This window comes from Eubacterium callanderi, assembly GCF_900142645.1.
Lineage (GTDB): Bacteria > Bacillota > Clostridia > Eubacteriales > Eubacteriaceae > Eubacterium > Eubacterium callanderi.
Genome location: NZ_FRBP01000001.1, coordinates 323439 through 343915, shown reverse-complemented (window position 1 = coordinate 343915; position 20477 = coordinate 323439). Strand labels below are relative to the sequence as shown.

Here is a 20477-nt window from a genome sequence, read left to right as displayed (position 1 = left end):
CATTGAATCGGGATGCTATTTAAAAAGAGTACCGCTTATAAAAGAGGTACTCTTTTTTTATTAGAGATCCACATACTCGATAACTTTGTCTGTAAAAAAGATACCGTCCAAATGGTCAAGCTCATGGCAGAAGCATTTTGCCAGAAGCCCATCAGCCTCTTTTTGAAGGACTTCGCCTTCGGGCGTAGTGTACTCAACCACAACACGTTCGGGACGTTTGACCTTTCCCCACACATCGGGAGAGCTCATGCAGCCTTCTACAACAATGCGCTCGCCTTCAGCTTCAATAATTTTCGGGTTAACCAGCTGATAGAGCCCCTCACCCACATCAATGACGACTACACGCTTTAGTACCCCCACCTGGTTGGCGGCAAGACCGCCGCAGTTTGGCAGCTGGTACATGGTTTCAGTCATGTCTTTTATTAATTCCAGAGTTCGTTTGTCGATGGTTTCAACAGGACGGCATTTTTTGTGTAAAATGTCATCTGGAAATTTTCTTATTTGTCTAATGGCCATAATGATAACCTCAATATATTAAATTTAATGCTTTAAAAATTGTATCCTAATTTTGAGGTTATGTCAACGAAACTCACATGAAAACAGACGGACAGACCATTCAAAATCCGAATGGTCTGTTTTTATACCGCTATTTTTTTGAAACTGGCAGCCAGACCTCGCAGCGGTAATCCTCTGCCTGCTGGTTGCCTTCGCCGTAAACCTCGATATCCGGTGCGCTGGCGTATTCATAGCCAGAGTTTGGAAGCCATTCTGTGACAATACGGCGCTGCAGGCTCTGGATAGCCTGAGGCATGGGGCCGATACACTCAAAAACAGCCCATGTGGCGGCAGGGACAGTGAACTCAGTCATGCCCTGTGGTAAAGGTTTGTCTGTTGCGACGGCAATGTAATAATCGAATGTTTTTTCATTCATGCTGGAGCTTACTCCCAGAACGCCAAAGGGCTCTTTATCTATGAGCGATGCAAGCTGGGGGATCAGGTTTTTTTCAGTAGCCTCCTGCCAGAAAGCAGGAACCTTTTTATAGCTCTCCTCAAAGTTTACATCCAACGATTTGCATACACCCACAATTCTAAATGCTTCTTTTTCAATAATTTTGTAATTCATCTCAGTATCTCCTTTAATTGAAATAGAGAAGGTTATCCTTGGATAAGCTTTCAAAGAAATGCCTTTCGACCTGGCGGCAGAGGGCGGTACGCCATGAACGCTCTGAAAAGCGCGGGTAAAAGCAGTAGGGGACTGATACCCGTATTTCAGTGCAATGTCCAGGACTTTTGTACCAGTTGTCTGAAGCTCAAATGCAGCGGCAGTCATGCGGCGCCTGCGGATATACTCGGAAAGCGGTATATCCGCAATGTATGAAAACATCCTTTGAAAATGAAAAGTTGAGCAGCAGGCGATCTTGGCAGCCGTATTATAATCAATCGTGCTGCTCAGGTTTTCCTCAATGTAATTGACAGCCTGGTTAAGTCTTTGAATCCATTCCATATTTAACACTCTCCTTACAATAAAAGTTTACCACCAAATGAAAAAAGCTGCCTCGCAGTTTCTGCACAAAAAAGGCAGCAGTCTCTTATGATCATACCCGAAAGCAGGTGAAAAGAAAATAATTCTTTAAAAAGAAACTTCTCTTTCCTTACAAGTTAGTATAAAATATTAGAGCTGTGGCAATATGCTGGAGAGGAGCATAAAATGAAGAGTATTCTTGTAGTGGAAGATGATGAGATGCTGGGTGCAGGCCTTTGCTATAATCTGGAGCTTGAAGGCTTTAAAACCACTTTGGTACAAAGCTTTGAAGAAGCTGGAAAAAAGATTGAGGAAAAAAGCTGGGAAATGGTCATTCTGGATGTGAACCTTCCGGACGGCGATGGCTTTAGTCTGGCGAAAAAAATACGCCTCAAGGACAGGACACCATTGATTTTTCTGACAGCCTGTGATCTGGACGATGATATTTTAAAAGGTTTCGAGCTTGGCGCAGATGATTATATTACCAAGCCCTTTAATATAAAGATTGTGATTAAACGGATTAATGCGGTTTTCAGAAGAACGGAGGTCAGCAGAAAAGAACTGTTTATCTGCGGAAACCTGGAGATTGATTTTGAAAAGCGGACAGCCACTAAAAATGAAAAGCCTCTGGTGCTGACACCGACAGAGTTTAAGCTCCTGCAGCTTTTCTGCAAAAATCCCGGAAAGGTACTGACCCGAAAAATGCTTTTGGAAAGCTTGTGGGACAATGAGGGAAACTTCGTCGATGAGCATACCCTTACCATCAACGTCAGCCGGCTGCGTTCAAAAATCTCAGACGATACCTTTGCCTATATTAAAACAATTTATGGGATGGGTTATGAATGGACTGGTGAGAAGGATGCGTAAAGGACGAATACCTTCTGCACTGCAGGAGTGGACCAGCATTGCAGCTATGTTTATTTTGACAGCGACCTTTGTGGTGCTGGTCTTTGCGCTGACCGATCGTGATACGGGAACCCTGCTCCGCGTGGCCGCAATCATTTTCGCGGTGGCTTTTTGGGGAATTCTCTATGTTTTCCAGCTGATTTACAGACGGCGCTTTGTTTACTTTGCGGACCAGATCTGCACAAATCTGGACAGCCTGATCCAGAACGAAGGCGTACAGGACTTCAGTCTTGAGGAAGAAACTCTTGCCTCAAAGGTACAGATGAAGCTGAACCAGCTATATGATGTTACCAATGCGGCTACCCAGGAGAGCGGCGAACAGAAGCAGGCAGTACAGCGAATTGTTTCAGACATATCGCACCAGCTTAAAACCCCTATTGCCAATATTAAAATGTATGCCGATACCGTGACGAACCCTCAGGTGCCAGAGGAAAAAAGACTTTTCTTTCTGGACGGGCTTCAAAACCAGGTGGAAAAGCTCGATTTTCTGATTCAGGTCCTGACAAAAATATCACGGCTGGAAAATGGGCAGATCGTATTAAAAGCCGAGCGTCAGGCCCTTTATCCAACCCTTGCCCAGGCGCTCAGCGGTATTACCATCTCGGCAGAAAAAAAGAGGATCGCAGTAAACGTTGTGTGTGATGAGACACTGGAGCTTTGTCACGACACAAAATGGACAGCCGAGGCGCTTTTTAATCTGTTGGAAAACGCGGTTAAGTACACACCGGAAGGCGGCAGGGTATCTGTTACAGCAGAGCAGTGGGAAATGTACACCAAAATAGAAATTGCAGATACAGGAATCGGCGTTTCCGAAACGCATATCAACGATATTTTTAAACGTTTTTACAGAGAGCCCAAGGTCCATAGCACCCCAGGCATCGGTGTGGGGCTTTATCTGGCGCGCGAGATCATCGGGAAAGAGCAGGGCTATATCAAGGTAGCCTCACGGGAAGGTGAAGGCTCTGTTTTTTCAGTATTTCTGCCAAATCAGACTGGCTGATAAGTAATCTCTCAAAACTGTAACATTCTTTTTTTAAATCGAGAGGGTTTTGAAAGAATTGATTCACTAAAATGCTGAAAGCCAGTAAATAAGCGGTGTTCAGTAGATAAAAAAGAAATCTGTTTTTTGTTTTGCCCCCTTTTTTGCCCCTTATTCGTTTTTTATTTGAAATTCAGTATTTAATTTATTCATTTTATATGCAGTTTTGATGGTTAACTCTTTAAGTACATGCGTGTAAACATTAAGTGTGGTAGAAATATTGTTGTGTCCTAAAATGGTTTGTATGGTTTTTGGCTGTTCGCCCATTTCAAATAAGCGAGTTGCGTAAGTGTGTCTAAGATCATGAAACCGAAAATGTGGAAGATTCGCTTTATCCAAAATTTCCTCCATATTCGTGCGTATTGCTGGGCCATGCAAATATCCTCCAAAACGATTTGAAAATACTAGATTATGATCCTCAAAACGATTTTGAAGCCTTAATTTATCCTCAAGTAACTTTGTGTGAGTTTTTTTAAGGTAAGGAGTAAGAAACTCAGGATAAGGGATTGTCCGGTTACTGGTTACAGTTTTAGGAGCAACAACCTTGTGAGTGAATTTGTTTGTTGTTTTATCCTTTTGGTATTCAAGCGTTTTGCTTATTTTTATCTCGCAATGTGTAAAATCAATATCATTCCATGTAAGGGCGAGCAGTTCACCTAAGCGAGCGCCGGTGTATAGAGCTGTTAAAAATAAGACTTCATAGGATGTTCCGGCGATAGCCTTAATAAAACGTTCCTGTTCATCCTTTGTCATGGGATTTACTTTTGAGGGTTCCTCAGTATCGTTAGGCTTTTGGATTTTTACAGATCGAGAAAAGTCAGTTAAGATTCTTTGTTGTGTGTAAGCATACCGGATGCATGGTGAAATAATCTTTTTTACAGAGTTCGCAATACCATAACTTTTTCCTTGTGCAAGCAAAGCATTAAGGTAATCTTGTACGTCTAAGGCAGAAAGCTCAGAAAGGCGAATATCAAAGAGAATACTGCCTTTGATATAATTATCATAGATGCTGTTATAATGGGCGATTGTACCGGCCTTTTTGTTCACAGAATGGACACTGTCTAACCATGTCTTAAGATAGTCACCAAACAATACTTTGCTGGATTTAACATTTCTATCTAATTGATAGGTAAGAGCTTCAATTTTGTCTTTAAGCTCTTGAACAGTCTTACCGTACAAGTCACGTGGCCTTTTTAAGTTTTTGTGGTTAAGCCTGTAGAAATAGTAAGTATTTCCATTTTTCACCTTCTTTTTATATTTTGTTCGAGCCATAATATCCCTTCTTTCAGATTTAGGGCGTAAAAATGCCCGGTACTACTGGAAAATACCGGGCAGGCATGGTACAATATCATTGCTGGGAGATACCGGCCATGTGCCCTATCTCAGCGCCTCAGGCATCGTCAAATGTCAGGGGCGCTTTTTTATTATCTACTATCTGGAAATTTGTCTTTTCACATTCAGATAATCCATTAAAGAAGCTTCAAGAAGTTTTGAATAATTTACATGTTCGGCTTCTGCGGCCTCTTTAAGCCATGCGGGAATAGTAACGTTTGTTTTTACTCTGCGATTATCCATTTCTGTTTTAACTAAATCCGGTAAAATAGTAATAGCGGTTACGATGCAATCTTCTGTATCTTCTGGATCAAGCTTCTGTGATGGGACGGGAACAGGGTCGCCGTCTTTTTCCATTCCATAAATATGCAATTCTAAAGCTTCTTTAGCCATTTGTTGGGCTTCTGCAATATCTTTGCCAAAACTAATACAGCCAGGAAGATCAGGGTAAAAAACGCCGTAACCATCATCAGACGGTTCTAATACTGCTAAATAGGTTAATTTACGCATTGCTTTCACTCCTTTATAATGATTGTAGCGGCAGGGCTATTTAAGCCCTGCCTGTTTGAGGATACTGTTTAACGTGCCCTTTTTTATATCGCCACCATGTTTAGGAACAGTGACCTTACCGGGCTTATTTGGGTGTTTATACTGGATATGAGAACCGTTAGAATCGAATTCTTTCCAGCCATCCTGTTTTAGGATTTTAACAATTTCCCTTACTGTCATGTCTTATCCTCCTTACAATTATATTATACGCCTATTTTATACGTATGTCAAGTAAAAAAATGCGTATTTTTTATACGTATTGTTTTATTAAATATACAAAATAAATTTATTCAATAGTTCCATCATCATAAAAAATGTTACCTCCTACTTCAATGAAATGATATGTGTAACTATCACCATTAATTGTAGTAATTACATTTACAAGCTGTTTTTCAGGATTATCTTTAGTTGTGATTTTTGTAACGATACTTGTTGTTCCATCACTGTTATCGTAAATTTGCCAATCATCTTTTTTGTACGAATAATCGACGCCGCTTACATATTTATCAAGTGCATTTTGTACAATGGTCATTTTTTCTGCTAAATCATCATTAGCGCTTGATTTAGATGTGTTTTTTTCACTGCCGCAGGCGGCAAAAACAAAAGATAAACAGATCAGGGCCGTTAACAATAAAAATAATTTCTTTTTCATTTTTTAACCTCCAATAGTTAATATTGATATTATACACTATTAGAGGAAGTAAAGAAACGGTTTTCAGTAGAAACAAATATAAAGAAAATGTCATTTGTTGATAATAGAAAAAAGGTCTGATATAATAATCTTGTCTAAGGATGTTTACACAGACCTTTTCTGTGGGCATCAAAGCCGCTTTACCGGTCTCAAACGGTAGGGCGGTTTTTATTTTGCTTCTGAAAAATATTTAGCCTCTGTATCTTCACAAGCTTTTACAATCAAGTCAATATTTTCGCGCGTCATAACCGTTCCGGGGTCAGCGCAAATGTGCATAATTCCGTGCCGGGTTTTTCTTGTGGTACCTGCATCTTATCGCCTCCTTTCGGCTGCAAGCTCCTGCATCGCTTTCACATCATGGACAATATTGTCAACATCATCCATCGTCAACACTCGATCATCTGGAAAATTCACATGCTTAATATCATACATGCGGGCCATTTCACAGAAATATGTTTCTGTCTCAGAATCATCAAAACAGTACATCGTTTCACCTCCTTTACAGTTTTCCTAATACTTTACCAATGGTCTCTATATGGTCGTCCATACCCGGTACAATAATATCGTATGCCGGATTATGGGAGACAAGGCCATCCTTACTATATTCTTTTATAAAGTTTTCATCATTCTTTCTAAATACGCCAATGTCACCTTCCCGCAGATTTTGAGTCAGTTCATAGAAAACAATATCACCATCAAAAAATGTTGGTTCCATACTATCGCCAGTGATCTTAGATGCAAAGTCTGTACCCTCTGGAACTTTTTCATCGGGATAGTTAATTTCTGTATATTGATCATCGTCACCGACAGATCCACAGCCAGCAGAAAGAGACTGCATTGTAGTTTTAACTGGACGAAGCTTACAAGGTTCTGTATCGTCAATATCTTTGATTTCGTGGAAATCTACCAAAGTGCCGGTAGGAATTTTTATGCGTTTTTCGTTTTTCTGATTCTCAACACGTGAAACTTCACGTAACAAGACAAGATCAACTGTTTCACGGCCAAAATCATCTATAGAACGATACTTTTCTATATGCTCCATTTCAGCCGCCAAAAGCTCATACGAGTGTAGAATATTTTTTTCATCGGTTAGGCCCATAATGTAATCTATAGAAATGTCAAATTTTCTTGACACTAAAATTAGAAAATCAGAAGCAGGTTCGCGCGCTCCGGTTTCATAATTGTTATATGTTGTATATTTAATACCAAGATAATTAGCAAATTCTTTTTTGTTCATGCCTGTTTTTTCTCTTATCTCTTTTAGCTTATCGCAGATCATAATACACCTCCGTTTTTCTATATTCTATTACAGTTTTTTCAAAACGTCAATATCTAATTACACAAAATGTGAAAAAAATTACAAAATGAGTATTGACAAATTTACAAAACGGGAATATAATGATTTTAGAAATTCACAAAACGAGTAACGGAGGTGATGAAGTTGCGCTATAACAATATTGAAGCTGAGCGTGTAAGGAATGAACTAACAAAAGAGCAGCTTTCAGAAAAGCTAGATATTACACTAAAAACTTATTATAACTGGATTGATGGAAAAACGCCGATTCCATCAACAGCACTTAAAAAAATGGCATTTATGTTTGACAAAAGTATTGATTACTTATTAGGAATTGATAATCAAGAACCAAGAGCCAGTTAGGAGGTAGAGGATGGAAAAAACCCAAGAAAAAAAGAATAAAAATTTTGATCCTAAAACAGGAAAAAAAATTAACCCAACATGCCAATTTTGTTGGGTTAAGAAAAAAGAAAATTATGATTGTGGTTTTGAAAAGTGTCCGGGCTACAATTTGCTTTTGACAAAGAAGTCAAAGTCCCAGAAGCTTTAAAGCCAATTGACAGCAAAAATCATTTACAAATTGAAGCAAGCCTTCTCCGGTAAATTTACCAACCTTTTTAAGAGCCTTTTTAAGTCGTACCACAGCGAGATTAGTTGAAGGGGTTTCAGTGATTAGATCAGGTAAACAGTCTTGTAAAGTCTGCTTTTGTTCATTGTCAAGATTTTCATCTTCTTGTATTAGCAATGCAGCAACTTTTAACGCTGATTCTGTCCAAGGATAAGGTTTGCCACAATTATGGCAATAGGATGGTAGAGAATAATAAAAGTCCAAGCTATCATAACTGACACCGCGGATTTCAGCTTCACAGTGGGGACATTTAGAAATAGTTCTAGCGCCACACTCAGTACAAAAAGGAGAATCAAAATTAGTTTTCAGGTCAATCGTTGGGCTTAAGATGTGTCCGTTTTCGCAGATTAAGGCATTATGGTAATAGTTCATTTTTTATCACACTTTCGATTTTTTATAAAGTATAGCACATTATAGACGAAACAAAAAGCCAGTTAGGAGGTAGAGGATGAAAGTAGACGAAGAATTTAATCGGATTACGCTTAATGACATTAGAAAAGATATTACAAGAGCCTTTATAGACCTTGATACAAAAATAAGACATGAAAATATTGAAAAATATAAAATGGAGCATCAAGAGAAACTTTTAAGAAGCAAAGCACAGTCAATGAAACAAGAAATAAATGGTTTCATTGACCAGCAATTAGAAGCTTTTCTGAAATCATCGTCTTAAAAGTAATCAGGAAATTTAGCTTTCATAACAAAAAGCCAGCTAGGAGGAAATAATAATGAAGTTTACACAATATGGATACACGGAAGAACGGCAGAAACATTACAGAATGACAATTGGGGATTTAAAAATTAGTCTGATGCAACAAATTGTTGAAAATGAAATGACAGAGATGAAAATAAAATTGGTGGAAATGAAGTGCGGGGAGGTAGAAACTTTCAGGAATATGAAAGAATTTTTGATGAAAGACCTTAACAACAGCTTTGAAATTAAATTGATTGATTTTCACATTGTGCACATGAACGATACTGACGAGGATGTTATTGTCATCTGCTTCAAAGAAGTAGACTTTGAATAGTTGGAATGGAAAACAAAATTCAGGAGGGTAGAGGATGGCAGAAAAGAATAAAGTCGAAATTGCTAAAAAGAAACTTAAATTAAAAAGAGAGTTTGAAAGAGTAACAACCAATGATGACATCGAAATGGCCTTAGAAATTATAGTAGTATTGCAAAAAAGAAGTAGTGAAAAAGGACTGTGTGTAGAACAAGCGCACAAAGCGTTAGAACTGGCAGACGAATTACTGCCAGTTCTAACAAAGGTTTAAATTTAAAGCATTGAATCAGCCAGGTCAGAAGCTATTGCGTTATTACGTTCTTCTATATTCTTTTCTATTTCTGATAATACATTAAAGTATTTATCAGTTAATTCAGAAGGAGTTAAAGAAGAAACATCCCAAGTTTTATCTAAATAAAACAATGATAAAACATGGGCCAGTTTATCAGAATCCATGTGGTATGTAGCTCCTTTCAATAATTTCAGCGGGGTAACGCTGATAAGGAAAGTATAGCACATTATAAGCGAAACAAAAAGACGGATAGGAGGTGTAAGCATGGAATTAGCACTAATCCAACAAACCGAAAATTTAGAAAATATTGAAATGAAAAATATTATGGTTTCAATTTTGGCAGAGCTTAAAAAGCTTAACCAAGCAAAGGAACAAGAAAAAAAGTATGGCTTAGTCCTTGATGTGGACGAAGCCGCAGAATTTACAGGGCTTACCACAAGTAAGCTTTACCAGTTTGGCAGGGAAATAGAAGGTTTTCCAGTCATTACAGAAGAAAAAAAGGGAAGCCGGATGTTTTTTTCAAGGGATGGCTTAAAAGAATGGGTTAGAGAAAACGCAGGAAAGCCGATTTACTTAAATGCCGTTAAATCAAAAGGATAGAAAGGAAAAAGAAATGTTAACAGAAGTCGAAAGGAAAATACTTTATAAAATAGTAAAAAGCGAAAACTTTGACAGTGTGGAAATTGAATTAATGAACCGTATGCTTTATTTAGATGATGAATTGAGGCATGAAGTTGATCAAAAGCATATAGCAGAGGATGCGCTGGCAGAGCTGTTTCATGAAAAACATGAGGCTGATTTAAAGGCTTCTACACTTGTTGATGAAAAAAACGAGTTAGAGGACGAACTGAAAAAAGCGCAGGCTGGTCTTTGTGTTACTATCGGAGTTTTTGACAAAAGTCTGGAGGAAATGGAAAAAGAAGCTAATGAACCGAAAAGTAATATTGAACAGGAATTTTCAAGGCTTTTTGAAATGAGCAAAGCAGAATTAAGGGAAATAGAAAAAAAGCACAAGGACAAAAAATAGCATGAGTGCAGCACGTAGTATTTTCTTACACTGCTTAAGTCTGTACCATAAATTTAAAAAGTGGACATGTAAGCCTGATCCGGTGCCGGCGTTTGTAAAAGCAACACAGAAAAGCGGCGCAAAATTAAAGGGAATGGCCTTTAAGCGCCGAATCGACAGGCCGCCATAGAATACTTTTTTTCTAAAGATACTTTCCATATGAATTATTAAAACTCTTTAAAAACTAAACAAACAAAGAAAGGCTTGTGGAGTGGCACAAGCGCAAGGGATACACTATTTTGCCAAGGCCGGGGGCAGACATACCCGGCCAATTTTACAGGAGCAATTCAAATGAAAGCACAACTGATTAAGGATGCCGTATTTTGTTTTATCTCGTTTTTTATTTTAACCGGAATCTTAAGTTTTTACACCTATATGGACACCGGCATGTGGACATGTTCCCCGTGGTGGCTTCTGTGCCTGATTATGGGAGCAATTGTGTACACGGCCCTTTATAACGCACGATTAGAGGAATACAGCAAGGAAAAGGAGCATAAAAATGGGATATGAAAATATTGATGTTGGTTATATGGCAATCGCCTTTATTATTTTGATCGGGCGTATCGCGGATGGCTTAACAATGGCAGGAAAAATTATTTTCTTTGCATTTACGGGTAGTCTGCTATGCTGCTATGCCTTTATTTTTTTTATCTGTTTACGGTATTGTGTGCACCTCGCATTAAAAAAATATCGAATGTGGAAGCAGTGGAAGCGGCGGCAGCGTGAAAGTGGAACCAGAATATAAGCAATGTGAAAAATGCGGGAAGCTTTGGAACGTGTCAGTGTTCAACCGGCAAAAATATTATATCTGTCCAAAATGCGCTCACGCCATCCAGAAACAGAGACAGCAGCGATTAGAAAAAATAAAGGAAAAATACAAATAAAAAACGACCGTTTTGTAGCCTGCAAGCCGACGGTCGTTTAAGCAAATCGCTTGTATCTATTATAGCATTTTTACACATAATAGGCAAGCGAGAAACGGCTTAAATTCAGGCTTTTAAGCTTGATCAAGGGATTAACTTACCGACATAACGGAGGGAGCTATCAATGAGTTATGAACAGCAAATAACCTATTGTGGAAAAGTGATAGAAGTAGAAAAAAAGAAAGGGGCAGCAAAGAGCAGCCGGAAAAGATTAAGGAGGCCAAAAGAGCAGACAACAACAGAACAGCAGCAGGAGCGCAATAAACGGCGGGCAGAAAGAAAGCTAACGCAGATCATCAACACCAATTTTGGGGAAGGTGACCATCATCTGATTTTAACCTACAGAAAACAAGACCGCCTGCCGCCGGGGGAGGCTAGAAAGGCCCTAGAAAAATTTATGCGAAAGCTCAGAGCACTTTATAAAAAGCATGGGGCAGAGCTTAAATATATTTCGGTGACCGAGTATAAAAATACGGCCATCCATCACCATTTAATTATAAATAATACAGTGCCGGCAAAGGAGATTAACAGGCTATGGCAATATGGACGGCCAAAGTATGTACAGTTGGACAGTACGGGCCAGTACAAAGACCTTGCGGAATACCTTATAAAAGAAACGGAAAAAAGCTTCAGGGAGCCAGACGCGCCGTTTAAACAGCGCTGGAATGCGAGCAGGAATTTAAAAAAGCCAGTGGTTAAAAAGAAGATCGTAAAAAGGGAAAGCTGGTCAAAGGCACCAAAGCCCTTTAAAGGCTATATGTTGGAAAAAGATAGTTTTTACCAGTGTGAGCAGGGCGACACCGGATATATTTACCAGTTCTATAGTATGCGAAAAGTAGAGTAGAAAAGGAGAACAAAAATGTACGGATTAATTTTAGCAGTTTTTTTAATAGCAGTAGGATTTATATTGTTAACAAGAAAATTTTGGAATACAGGATGTGCAACAATTGGTGTTCTTTCTGCGGCTATTGGCATAGTTTGGATTTTATTAAGCGTAGGAACCTTTATGGAGATAAAAACAAAAATACCAGCGCATAACAGCAAGAAAGCATATGTAGAGGAGCAATTAAACAAAAATGGGAGATCACTTAATGATTCGATTGACCAGAACGCCATGCAGGAGCTTAAAGTGAATTGTAATAGCTGGCTGTTAGAAACGCAGAATTTGAAACAGGTATGGGGAAACTGGTTATTAATACCAGATGACATAATGGAATTGGAGTTAATAAAGTGACCAACGAAGATTTGAAAATAATGCAGGCATGGCCGCTAGAAAGAAAAATCCGGGTCTCACAATCGCATATTATGAAATGGTACCAGCACTGGGGCGGTCGAGTCTATATAAGTTTTAGTGGAGGAAAGGACAGCACGGTGCTTTTAGATCTGGCTCGGCGCGTCTATCCAGACATCGAAGCGGTTTTCTGTGATACAGGGCTGGAATATCCTGAAGTAAGAAAATTTGCGTTAAGCCACAGCAATGTGACAAAGATCAGACCAGAAAAGACGTTCCATGAGGTGCTAACGGAAAAAGGGTATCCCATTGGAAGCAAGAAAATCGCACGTATGCTCCGTACGTGCCAGAATCCGACAGATAGAAATAAAGTGACGGTACGATTGTACCGCACTGGGATTAAAAGAGATGGAACTCGAAGCAAAAACTTCAAACTTGCCAAAAGGTGGTTGAAGTTTATAGATAGCGATTATAGAGCGTCTGAGGAATGTTGTGATTATATGAAAAAGGCTCCATTAAAAAGGTTTGGTAAGGAAACTGGTAAAAAGCCAATTATCGGAACAATGGCGGAAGATAGTTCGTTCAGGAAGATAAACTGGCTTAAAACGGGATGTAATGCTTTTTCAGCGGATGATCCGCAATGCAAGCCCCTAAGCTTCTGGACTGAACAAGACATCTTAAGGTACTTGAAAATAACGGGCATACCCTACTGTTCCGTTTATGGGGAAATACGGGAACAACAGCAAGAAACAATGCAATTTTTGCAAAAAAATCTCTACACAACGGGCTGTGATCATACCGGCTGCATGTTCTGCATGTTTGGCGTCCATCTGGAAAATGAACCGAACCGGTTCCAGAGAATGCGAATCACGCATCCAAAGCAGTACGACTATTGCATCAATAAGCTAGGGTGTGGCGCTGTTTTGGATTATATCGGTGTTCCATATTAGATCGGTGTTCCATATTAGAAAGGAAAAAATGAAAAAAGAAAAAATTTGTAGGCGCTGCGGTGTGCCGGTGAACAAAAACGGCGCAATCGTAAAAATAATTAACTGGAAGAACGGAGAACCAAAAGGCGGGATTGAATTTTTAGTGTTATGTGAAAACTGTACAGAGGACTTAGATTTATTTTTATCCGGGAGGAAACTAAAAGAATGAAAACAGTAGAGGAAGTAAAGGCAATCATGAAGCGGGAATACCCAGAGGCCGTTAAAGTGGAAAAAATAACCGAAAAACCCGTAAAATTTTTGGATGAAGATTTACATTTCATATGGGCCGATAAGTACGAATTAACCGATAAAGAAGGTAACAAGTGGGAAGTAGGATGGAAACAGACAGATCAGGAGGATGGCAGTGAGCAAAACAATTTATAACGAGGCATATTACACCGAGCATTACCCGGATCAGACCGGGGGAACAGCAGCCGTTAAGGTAGACAAAGAGCGTGAGCAGGAGAAAACCAGAAGGGTATTGCAGGGAAAAGCAAACAGGAGCGCTGGCAAAATGCTGGAACAGTTGATAGATGCTGCCTGCCAGTATTATGCAAGACATGGAAAAGCAATCATCCACAAGACACCGGAACCGGTACGCGTTTTGGGAAAGGTGGACAGGGCCGGACGCTTTCAAGCGTGTTTTGAAAAAAAGGCGCAGCCGGATTATAAGGGCTGCCTGAGAAACGGGAAAGCAATTGTCTTTGAAGCAAAGAACAGCGAGAGCGGCAGAATCGCCAAAAGCAGGTTGACCGACCAGCAGGAAGAAATACTACAGCAATTCCATGAAATGGGCGCTGTCTCCTTTGTACTTGTGTCTTTAAACCTACAGGCGTTTTACTGCGTTCCGTGGCCTGTATGGGCTGATATGCAAAGAAATTTTGGACATAAACACATGACACCGGAGGAACTGGAACCATTCAGGGTGCAGTATAACGAGGTGATCCGATTTTTAGGATAAAAGGGGTAAAATGATGCACCGAAAAATTGAGTTAATGCATAATTTGTTTGGAAAAAAAACTGGTTTCTGCAAGGATTGTGGGCATTTTTACCTAAAACAATACAGCAATGTATATCAAAAATGCGAGGTATACGGAGATTCTCACGGAGAAGGGACAGACTGGAAAGCGACATATCCGGCTTGCGGACTATATCCGGATGCGCCCTATAAAGGCAGAAATGTTGTTAAATTGGAAAACCGGGGCAAAAAAAAGAAACTGGAAAAACCTTTAGAAGGACAGTTGAAAATAGAAGTTTATTAATGAGGGTAGTATGAAGCCAGATTTTAAAAATAAGTATTGTACAAGTGATTGCCCATACAGGCGCTTTACTATTTTCGCAGAACCCGGATTTAAGCCGGAAAGTTACATGTGCAGGAGATATAAGCAGCCGTTAAAGAAAAGGCTGGTAAAAGGGCATTACAGAGTATATAAATGCAATGAATGTACATACGAATTGTAGGAGGCCAAAAGTGATTAGAAAGTGTCAAATCTGTGGAAAGGAATTTGAAACAAAAACGAGCCGAGGCATAAAATATTGTTCAAAGGCTTGTCGAATGGAGAGAAACAGAATAAAGCAATATGGAGAAAAAATTGAAAAAACATGCGCTTTCTGCGGAAAAAAGTTTTTAGGGACAGAAGGTATAAAATACTGTTCAAGCGAATGCAGAATAGAAAAAAATCGTGTAAAACAGCATGTAGAAAAAACAGAAAAGACCTGTCTGTTTTGTGGAGAAAAATTTAAAGGAACACAAAGACAAGTGTTTTGTTCTGCTGAGTGCCGGGCCGGTTACCACGGGCGCAATTACCAGCAGTTTAAGCAGCCAGAGCCAAGATTAACAACCAAGGAAGTGCAGCAAGTGGAAAAAGCAGCCAGAGAGCACAACCTGTCTTATGGGCAGTATGTTGGAGCAAAGCGATTGAAGGAGGCAACACCTTGACAGCCGAAAAAAGCAGTAATACACCAAAGAGCCAAGTAGAGGGCGTTTACTATGAACGAGGCCGCCAAAAATGGGTGGCGGCCATCTGGATTAAAGGCAAAAAAATCAAGCGCCGGTTTGATAGCAAGCTGGAGGCAGAAAAGGCCAGACGGACAGCAGAAGTCAATAAAGAATATGTATTAAGCATCATCCATAAAAACAATATACAGCAATGGGAAGATTTTGTAAGAAAAAATTTATTAACAGCAAATGGAGGATATAGAGAAATGAACATGTCACTGAACGATATTGGAAAAGATAATGGGTACGGCGAAAAGACCTTAAATCAGATGTTTCAGAGCCAGTTAGTGGAAGTTCTTAAAAATATTAAAAACCCGATGACCGATGAGGGGGCAAGGCAGATACAAATTATTGTGGATGTGAAGCCAGAAAATGGCCGAAGCGATATTTCTATAAGTTATGCGCTAAAAACAAAGCTGTCACCGGAAACCGCCAAAAGCACCACATATGATATAGAAACCTTAGAACCGTCCATCATGGACAAAAGCATACCAGGACAGGTAAATATGAAGCAGATCGAGGCCGAAGATGCAGAGTACACAGAACAGGAGTAGTGGAAAGGCAGCAGGACAGAACCGGTATTTAGGCCGGTTCTGCGGTTACTGCCAGTGTTTGGGACGCGATACAGTTGGGCGCTGCACATGCAGAGAGTACGGGCTTTTACAATGCCATGAAGGAAAGCCGGTTAAGGCAAACCGGTGTTTATTTAAAAAACAGGGGTAAAGAAATGGCCGAAAGAACATTACAGAACTGCACTGTTATTAAGCGGGCTTTGGTAAATGGGAAGAAATGGCCGCACCAGCAGGCCGGAAAGTGTAAGGGGTATTCCAACATAAAAGGCCGGATAATCTCTAAATGTATGGATTGTAAGCTAAGACAGGAGAAAAAGGAAAATGGAAAATAAAAAAGAAATTGGAATAGCGTATGGCGTTCTTTGCCCGGATATTGAGAAACAGTTAAATAAACAGGGCTATACATTAGAAAAACATGATATTTATGAAAAAGTAAGATTTGGATTAAACTATTGTTTGTTGAACGGCATCTTACAAGAGAATATCGTGAACAAGGCTTTTAAGAAGTTAAATACTATGGTGGTATCGAGTGTGAAACCATTAAGAAATAAAGAAAATGATTGATCAAAAAATACAGGATCATACTAAGAAAATTTTGAAAGTGGCGGCACAGATAGACGCAGAGCTTAGCAGCGGAGAGAGTAAAACAGTACAATGCCCAATTTGCGGAAAAGATATGCTGGCCGGGAAAAGCGCGTTTAACGGCCATGTTTGGGCGGTGTGTAAGAAATGCGGCGCTTCATTTATGCAATAATTTAATTTGAGAGGAAAATATGATTCATCAAGTAAAATGCAAAAGCAATTATTATGAACAAATAGTAAATCAAAATAAAGAATTTGAAGTAAGAAAAAGTGATAGGAACTTTAAAGTAGGAGATTTTTTAGGAATAAATGAAATCGACAGAAAAGGAAAGGAAACAAGGCGCTGCGTTGTTTGTAAGATTAATTATATTTTGGATGATAGAGAATATTGCAAGGAAGGTTATGTAATCCTAGGTATAAAGTTAATAGTAAATTTATACCAAGATTATGGTTATATAGTAATTTAAATGGAGGTGGCCGCCGTGGAGCAAACAGAGAGAGAACCGAGAACACTAAAGCAAAAGCTGAATGACTTGAACAGAAAACATAGAACCCTTAAACGCCGGGCGGCCTATCTGAAATGGGAGGGCACGCCAACAATGGGCAGTACAATACACAGCTTCTTTGACTGTGACAATATAAAAGGCAGTGGAGGACACCGGGAAGCAGAAAGCATCTTAACCGAACTGGCCGAGGTACTGAACCAGATAGTTATTGTCGAGGGAGAAATACAACAGGCAGAGCAGGAGATTGAGCAGGCGACAGAGAGTGCAAAAGAAAGTTGGCTTTCCACAGAGGATAAGATATTTTATTTACAAACCGTTGTAGGTTTTACCCTGAATGAGATAGCGGACACGCTGGGATACAGCCACGATTATGTAAGGCATATTTCCGGATAGGATAAGATTGTATACAATAGCACATTTTGACAACACATTTTCATAGCACACTTTGACAGCACATTTTTATAGCACAATTTCATAGCACATTATGACAGCACAATTTTACAACACAGACAGTTTGGAAATACCGTGTTATTATTTGTACTGTGATAAAAGGTAAGAGAATACAGGATCAGTCAGGATTAGAGGAGCGCCGGAACAAGGGCGCTTTTTTAATGCAGGTAATAAGATGCCAGTAAAGAAGTATTGCAGTTATACGGGATGCCGGGTGCTGCTGCCAGAGAATATACAGTATTGTGAGAAACATGCCAAGGTAAAGCAACAGGATAACAGGAGAAGGAACCGGAAGTATAAGCAGCAGCGCAACGACCAGAAGGAACAGCACTTCTACAAGTCCGAGCAATGGGAATGCTGCCGACAGTCTGCCATTGTCTTTTACTTTGGTATGGACATTTACGAATACTATACAACCGGCAGAATCGCAGAAGGTTACACAGCCCATCACATTGTAGAGCTTAAAGAGGACTGGTCAAAGGCGCTGGATGTGAACAACATTATCTATCTAACAGAAAGCAACCACCAATTAATACACGAAAAATATAAGAAAAGCAAAAAGCAGGTGCAGAGGCTTTTATATGAGATGATATTGCGCTTTTATGAGGAATTCAGGGTGGGGGTATGAAAAACTTTTGTCCATTTTCCACGGTCGCTCTCTCCAATGTTCTGTGAACGTGCGAGCAAAATTTTAGGGTAAGGGGGGGTAAAAATGAAAAAAACAGCGCCGACATGGATTAATGACACTGCAAAAAAAGAGTGGCGGCGCGTCGTGAAATTAATAATCGAAGAAAATAAAGAGATTGAGGACAAGGATTTAAAGACCCTTGAAACCTATTGCGTAAATTATGCAAAGTGGCAGAAATGCGAGGCTTTACTGGATTCTAAGGGCTTCACTTTTGAAACGCCAAACGGCTATATACAGCAGCGGCCAGAAGTCGCCATTGCCAATAAAGCGCAGGAGCGTATGTTGGCAGCCGCTAAAGAATTAGGGCTTACCCCAGCTTCAAGATCGCGTATGAACAAACAAAAAATGGTTCTAATTGATGAAAATTACGACGATGAATTAGAGGACATGATCGCCCATGATGCTTAAAAAGTGGGTGCAGCATTGTATTGAAGCCCTGAAAGATAAGTGGGAGGATGAAGCCTATTTTTTCGATGAAGCCGAGGCAGAAAAGATATTTAAGTTTATCGGGAAACTGAGAAACGATAAAGGCACCAGCTCACGTTTTGAGGTAATGCCCTTTCAATTTGAAATTGTCTGCGAAATTTTATGCGTGAAAGAGCGTGAAACAGGGCTGAGAAAACACAGAGAAGTGCATATCAACGTTGCCCGAAAAAATGGAAAGTCCTTTATTATTGCCATTATCATCACCTATCTTTTTTTCTGTCAACCGAAAATCAGGGGCGCGCTTTTTGTTTTAACGGCCAATGATGTAAAGCAGGCCGGCGAGCTTTATAAAACGGTGTCCTATTTCATCGAAACCAACAAAACGCTTAAAAAATATTGTAAAATCGTGCCCAGCCGGCGCTTGATCGAGCGCAAGGATAACCGAAACCAATTAGTGGTATTGTCCAGCGATGCCAGCGGAGCCGACAGCTACAGCGTTTATGTGGGATGCCTGGATGAAATCCACGAGGCAAAAAGCGATGAAATGTACGGGAAAATCGGCACCGGTCAAGGCGCGTGGGATGATCCTTTGTTGATCACCATCACAACCGCGTCCAGCGGGGAAGATCCCCTTAATCTGGAAACACAGATTTACAGCCGATGTAAAACCATACAGGAAACCGGCGCGGATGATCCAACCTTTTATTACAGAATTTACGAGGCAGACAAGGGCTGCGAAATCACAGACCAAAGGCAGTGGGAAAAGGCAAACCCCGGAATCGACGTATTCAGAAGCCGAAAAGACATTGAGGTCATGGCAAATAAAGCCAAGCTGATGCCTTACCAAGAAAATATGTTTCGCCGCATGTTCTTAAACCAGCATGTAGCCTTAAGTGGTGAAGCCGGTGCCATTAACATGGATTTATGGGATGCCTGCACCCGTGAGATTGATTATAACAGCCTTAAAGGACTGCAATCATGGAACGGTCTTGACCTGAGTTCCCGCCACGATATAACCGCCTTTGTTCAGGTATTCTATGATGAATTAAGCGACAAGTTTATCATCTATCCCCATCTATTCACCCCAAAAGATACGGTTATCCAGCGGGAAGAACAGGACAAGAACCCTTATAGCAAATGGATAAAAGACGGCGATTTGATCGCCTTAGAGGGAAAATATATTAATTTTGAAACCTTTCTGGATTATATCTATGAGATTGAACTGGAAGCTGATTTTCAGGAAACAGGTTTTGACCGCTGGGGATCGCCCACAATTATGAACCGCCTTGAAGAAAAATGGGACATTGTGCCAATGGGGCAGGGAATGCAGACCATGACACCGATAATCAACGATTTCGAGTGCTTTCTGATAGATGAACGCCTGATAATCGCAGAAAATGACTGTTTTCGTACCATGGCAAAGAATTGTATTGCGGTCTTTGACGATGCCAAAAACGTAAAATACAGTAAGAAAAAGAGCCGTTTTATTATCGACGGTATTATTGCCATGCTGATGGGGCTGTGCCTTTGCGTCGATGCCAACGGCGTGATGCACTACGACCCATTTGACGCACTGGAAAACCTTGAAAGAGAGTGATTAAATGTTAAAAAAAATTAGACAATGGCTTAAGCGCAACAATGCAGAACTTTTCTTCATTGTTGCGTTTTTAATTGCCGTGGTGACCACGGCGGCGCTGAATATCTATCTGGCCGGATACCTGGCCGCAGTATTCTTTTTTCTTGAAGGGGTAAGCATTGCCAGCGCCAAGAAAGGAGGGAGTGAATAAA

At 40.0% G+C, this 20477-nt stretch carries 38 protein-coding genes; 28 read left to right on the top strand and 10 right to left on the bottom strand.

All coding sequences use genetic code 11. From position 1 onward, the window contains the following. Positions 1–60: 60 nt before the first annotated feature. A complete protein-coding gene (gene def, locus BUC22_RS01760) occupies positions 61–516 on the bottom strand; it encodes a peptide deformylase (RefSeq protein WP_013382018.1) in 456 nt (151 codons plus the stop codon). A 130-nt stretch (positions 517–646) separates the two neighbouring features. Further along, the gene (locus BUC22_RS01755; RefSeq protein WP_073382093.1) at positions 647–1504 is read right to left on the bottom strand and encodes an AraC family transcriptional regulator; all 858 of its coding nucleotides are present in this window, start codon (positions 1502–1504) and stop codon (positions 647–649) included. Between the two features lie 204 nt (positions 1505–1708). Here BUC22_RS01755 and BUC22_RS01750 point away from each other — a divergent pair, with 204 nt between their 5' ends. Together BUC22_RS01750 and BUC22_RS01745 are read left to right on the top strand one after the other, a co-directional pair. Next, positions 1709–2389 carry a response regulator transcription factor gene (locus tag BUC22_RS01750; RefSeq protein WP_013382016.1) on the top strand — a complete coding sequence of 227 codons (681 nt, stop codon included), beginning with the start codon at positions 1709–1711 and terminating at the stop codon, positions 2387–2389. Further along, on the top strand, positions 2382–3428 hold the full coding sequence (locus tag BUC22_RS01745; protein ID WP_073382090.1) for a sensor histidine kinase: 1047 nt from the start codon (positions 2382–2384) through the stop codon (positions 3426–3428). The genes BUC22_RS01750 and BUC22_RS01745 overlap by 8 nt, the downstream gene beginning before the upstream one ends. A gap of 150 nt (positions 3429–3578) precedes the next feature. On the opposite strand, the gene BUC22_RS01740 is transcribed toward BUC22_RS01745, so the two are convergent. From BUC22_RS01740 to BUC22_RS01720, 6 genes are all read right to left on the bottom strand, one after another. Beyond that, complete coding sequence (locus BUC22_RS01740; protein ID WP_073382088.1) at positions 3579–4739, bottom strand: tyrosine-type recombinase/integrase; 1161 nt, start codon at positions 4737–4739, stop codon at positions 3579–3581. A 159-nt stretch (positions 4740–4898) separates the two neighbouring features. After that, positions 4899–5309, bottom strand: coding sequence for a type II toxin-antitoxin system HicB family antitoxin (locus tag BUC22_RS01735; protein WP_073382086.1), 411 nt, complete (start codon positions 5307–5309; stop codon positions 4899–4901). 36 nt (positions 5310–5345) lie between these two features. Beyond that, entirely contained in the window at positions 5346–5528 is a 183-nt protein-coding gene (locus tag BUC22_RS01730) for a type II toxin-antitoxin system HicA family toxin (protein WP_073382084.1), read from the bottom strand. Positions 5529–5634: 106 nt separating this feature from the next. Continuing rightward, positions 5635–6000: a hypothetical protein gene (locus BUC22_RS01725; RefSeq protein ID WP_073382082.1), complete on the bottom strand. Its 366-nt coding sequence runs from the start codon at positions 5998–6000 to the stop codon at positions 5635–5637. A 351-nt stretch (positions 6001–6351) separates the two neighbouring features. After that, positions 6352–6525: a hypothetical protein gene (locus BUC22_RS21645; protein ID WP_159435598.1), complete on the bottom strand. Its 174-nt coding sequence runs from the start codon at positions 6523–6525 to the stop codon at positions 6352–6354. Between the two features lie 13 nt (positions 6526–6538). Beyond that, positions 6539–7318 carry a helix-turn-helix domain-containing protein gene (locus BUC22_RS01720; protein ID WP_073382080.1) on the bottom strand — a complete coding sequence of 260 codons (780 nt, stop codon included), beginning with the start codon at positions 7316–7318 and terminating at the stop codon, positions 6539–6541. A 162-nt stretch (positions 7319–7480) separates the two neighbouring features. Between BUC22_RS01720 and BUC22_RS01715 the strand changes: the two genes are divergently transcribed. Both BUC22_RS01715 and BUC22_RS21640 read left to right on the top strand, forming a co-directional pair. After that, positions 7481–7696 (top strand): helix-turn-helix transcriptional regulator, encoded by a 216-nt coding sequence (locus BUC22_RS01715; RefSeq protein WP_159435597.1) that lies wholly within the window; start codon positions 7481–7483, stop codon positions 7694–7696. A 10-nt stretch (positions 7697–7706) separates the two neighbouring features. Further along, the gene (locus BUC22_RS21640) at positions 7707–7883 is read left to right on the top strand and encodes a hypothetical protein (RefSeq protein ID WP_159435596.1); all 177 of its coding nucleotides are present in this window, start codon (positions 7707–7709) and stop codon (positions 7881–7883) included. Here the strand turns inward: BUC22_RS21640 and BUC22_RS01710 are convergent. Further along, positions 7863–8333, bottom strand: coding sequence for a DUF2321 domain-containing protein (locus BUC22_RS01710; protein ID WP_073382075.1), 471 nt, complete (start codon positions 8331–8333; stop codon positions 7863–7865). The two genes, BUC22_RS21640 and BUC22_RS01710, sit on opposite strands and share 21 nt — an antisense overlap. Positions 8334–8409: 76 nt before the next feature. On the opposite strand from BUC22_RS01710, the gene BUC22_RS01705 reads away from it, so the two are divergent. Genes BUC22_RS01705 through BUC22_RS01695 form a run of 3 tightly spaced genes read left to right on the top strand, consistent with a single transcriptional unit; the run spans position 8410 to position 9236 of the window. After that, a complete protein-coding gene (locus BUC22_RS01705) occupies positions 8410–8634 on the top strand; it encodes a hypothetical protein (RefSeq protein ID WP_073382072.1) in 225 nt (74 codons plus the stop codon). 55 nt (positions 8635–8689) lie between these two features. Further along, a complete protein-coding gene (locus BUC22_RS01700) occupies positions 8690–8989 on the top strand; it encodes a hypothetical protein (RefSeq protein WP_073382070.1) in 300 nt (99 codons plus the stop codon). Between the two features lie 34 nt (positions 8990–9023). Continuing rightward, positions 9024–9236, top strand: a complete 213-nt coding sequence (locus BUC22_RS01695) for a hypothetical protein (protein WP_073382067.1) — start codon at positions 9024–9026, stop codon at positions 9234–9236. Between the two features lie 2 nt (positions 9237–9238). Here BUC22_RS01695 and BUC22_RS01690 read toward each other — a convergent pair whose 3' ends face one another. After that, positions 9239–9421, bottom strand: a complete 183-nt coding sequence (locus BUC22_RS01690; protein ID WP_073382065.1) for a hypothetical protein — start codon at positions 9419–9421, stop codon at positions 9239–9241. A 100-nt stretch (positions 9422–9521) separates the two neighbouring features. Between BUC22_RS01690 and BUC22_RS01685 the strand changes: the two genes are divergently transcribed. The 21 genes from BUC22_RS01685 to BUC22_RS01580 all read left to right on the top strand — a co-directional run bounded on the left by BUC22_RS01685 (position 9522) and on the right by BUC22_RS01580 (position 20476). Continuing rightward, positions 9522–9857, top strand: coding sequence for a MerR family transcriptional regulator (locus tag BUC22_RS01685; protein WP_073382063.1), 336 nt, complete (start codon positions 9522–9524; stop codon positions 9855–9857). Between the two features lie 13 nt (positions 9858–9870). Continuing rightward, positions 9871–10284, top strand: coding sequence for a hypothetical protein (locus tag BUC22_RS01680; RefSeq protein WP_073382061.1), 414 nt, complete (start codon positions 9871–9873; stop codon positions 10282–10284). 330 nt (positions 10285–10614) lie between these two features. After that, the gene (locus tag BUC22_RS01675) at positions 10615–10833 is read left to right on the top strand and encodes a hypothetical protein (RefSeq protein ID WP_073382058.1); all 219 of its coding nucleotides are present in this window, start codon (positions 10615–10617) and stop codon (positions 10831–10833) included. Continuing rightward, positions 10823–11068 carry a hypothetical protein gene (locus BUC22_RS01670; RefSeq protein WP_013381422.1) on the top strand — a complete coding sequence of 82 codons (246 nt, stop codon included), beginning with the start codon at positions 10823–10825 and terminating at the stop codon, positions 11066–11068. The genes BUC22_RS01675 and BUC22_RS01670 overlap by 11 nt, the downstream gene beginning before the upstream one ends. Positions 11069–11370: 302 nt before the next feature. Next, a complete protein-coding gene (locus BUC22_RS01665; protein WP_073382056.1) occupies positions 11371–12090 on the top strand; it encodes a rolling circle replication-associated protein in 720 nt (239 codons plus the stop codon). Positions 12091–12105: 15 nt separating this feature from the next. Then, positions 12106–12480, top strand: a complete 375-nt coding sequence (locus tag BUC22_RS01660; protein ID WP_073382053.1) for a hypothetical protein — start codon at positions 12106–12108, stop codon at positions 12478–12480. Next, positions 12477–13427: a phosphoadenosine phosphosulfate reductase family protein gene (locus BUC22_RS01655; protein ID WP_242946552.1), complete on the top strand. Its 951-nt coding sequence runs from the start codon at positions 12477–12479 to the stop codon at positions 13425–13427. Before BUC22_RS01660 ends, BUC22_RS01655 begins: the two co-directional genes overlap by 4 nt. A 28-nt stretch (positions 13428–13455) precedes the next feature. Continuing rightward, on the top strand, positions 13456–13635 hold the full coding sequence (locus BUC22_RS01650) for a hypothetical protein (RefSeq protein ID WP_073382051.1): 180 nt from the start codon (positions 13456–13458) through the stop codon (positions 13633–13635). After that, the gene (locus tag BUC22_RS01645; protein WP_073382049.1) at positions 13632–13850 is read left to right on the top strand and encodes a hypothetical protein; all 219 of its coding nucleotides are present in this window, start codon (positions 13632–13634) and stop codon (positions 13848–13850) included. Before BUC22_RS01650 ends, BUC22_RS01645 begins: the two co-directional genes overlap by 4 nt. Continuing rightward, positions 13831–14427 carry a Holliday junction resolvase RecU gene (locus tag BUC22_RS01640; protein ID WP_159435594.1) on the top strand — a complete coding sequence of 199 codons (597 nt, stop codon included), beginning with the start codon at positions 13831–13833 and terminating at the stop codon, positions 14425–14427. Before BUC22_RS01645 ends, BUC22_RS01640 begins: the two co-directional genes overlap by 20 nt. Before the next feature lie 10 nt (positions 14428–14437). After that, positions 14438–14728 (top strand): hypothetical protein, encoded by a 291-nt coding sequence (locus BUC22_RS01635; RefSeq protein WP_143163923.1) that lies wholly within the window; start codon positions 14438–14440, stop codon positions 14726–14728. Positions 14729–14937: 209 nt separating this feature from the next. Then, positions 14938–15405, top strand: a complete 468-nt coding sequence (locus BUC22_RS01630; RefSeq protein ID WP_143163922.1) for a hypothetical protein — start codon at positions 14938–14940, stop codon at positions 15403–15405. Continuing rightward, a complete protein-coding gene (locus tag BUC22_RS01625; RefSeq protein ID WP_073382037.1) occupies positions 15402–16019 on the top strand; it encodes an AP2 domain-containing protein in 618 nt (205 codons plus the stop codon). The genes BUC22_RS01630 and BUC22_RS01625 overlap by 4 nt, the downstream gene beginning before the upstream one ends. Positions 16020–16358: 339 nt before the next feature. Beyond that, positions 16359–16601 carry a hypothetical protein gene (locus BUC22_RS01615; protein WP_013381410.1) on the top strand — a complete coding sequence of 81 codons (243 nt, stop codon included), beginning with the start codon at positions 16359–16361 and terminating at the stop codon, positions 16599–16601. Further along, positions 16594–16791, top strand: a complete 198-nt coding sequence (locus BUC22_RS01610) for a hypothetical protein (protein ID WP_073382031.1) — start codon at positions 16594–16596, stop codon at positions 16789–16791. Before BUC22_RS01615 ends, BUC22_RS01610 begins: the two co-directional genes overlap by 8 nt. Before the next feature lie 19 nt (positions 16792–16810). Continuing rightward, positions 16811–17086: a DUF3850 domain-containing protein gene (locus BUC22_RS01605; RefSeq protein WP_073382028.1), complete on the top strand. Its 276-nt coding sequence runs from the start codon at positions 16811–16813 to the stop codon at positions 17084–17086. 15 nt (positions 17087–17101) lie between these two features. Continuing rightward, positions 17102–17518: a hypothetical protein gene (locus tag BUC22_RS01600; RefSeq protein WP_073382026.1), complete on the top strand. Its 417-nt coding sequence runs from the start codon at positions 17102–17104 to the stop codon at positions 17516–17518. 232 nt (positions 17519–17750) lie between these two features. Further along, the gene (locus BUC22_RS01595; protein WP_073382023.1) at positions 17751–18203 is read left to right on the top strand and encodes a hypothetical protein; all 453 of its coding nucleotides are present in this window, start codon (positions 17751–17753) and stop codon (positions 18201–18203) included. 84 nt (positions 18204–18287) lie between these two features. Further along, positions 18288–18671 (top strand): phage terminase small subunit P27 family, encoded by a 384-nt coding sequence (locus BUC22_RS01590; protein WP_073382021.1) that lies wholly within the window; start codon positions 18288–18290, stop codon positions 18669–18671. After that, the gene (locus BUC22_RS01585) at positions 18661–20286 is read left to right on the top strand and encodes a terminase large subunit (RefSeq protein WP_073382018.1); all 1626 of its coding nucleotides are present in this window, start codon (positions 18661–18663) and stop codon (positions 20284–20286) included. Before BUC22_RS01590 ends, BUC22_RS01585 begins: the two co-directional genes overlap by 11 nt. 4 nt (positions 20287–20290) lie before the next feature. Then, entirely contained in the window at positions 20291–20476 is a 186-nt protein-coding gene (locus BUC22_RS01580; RefSeq protein ID WP_073382016.1) for a hypothetical protein, read from the top strand. The last annotated feature ends 1 nt before the right edge of the window (position 20477 follow it).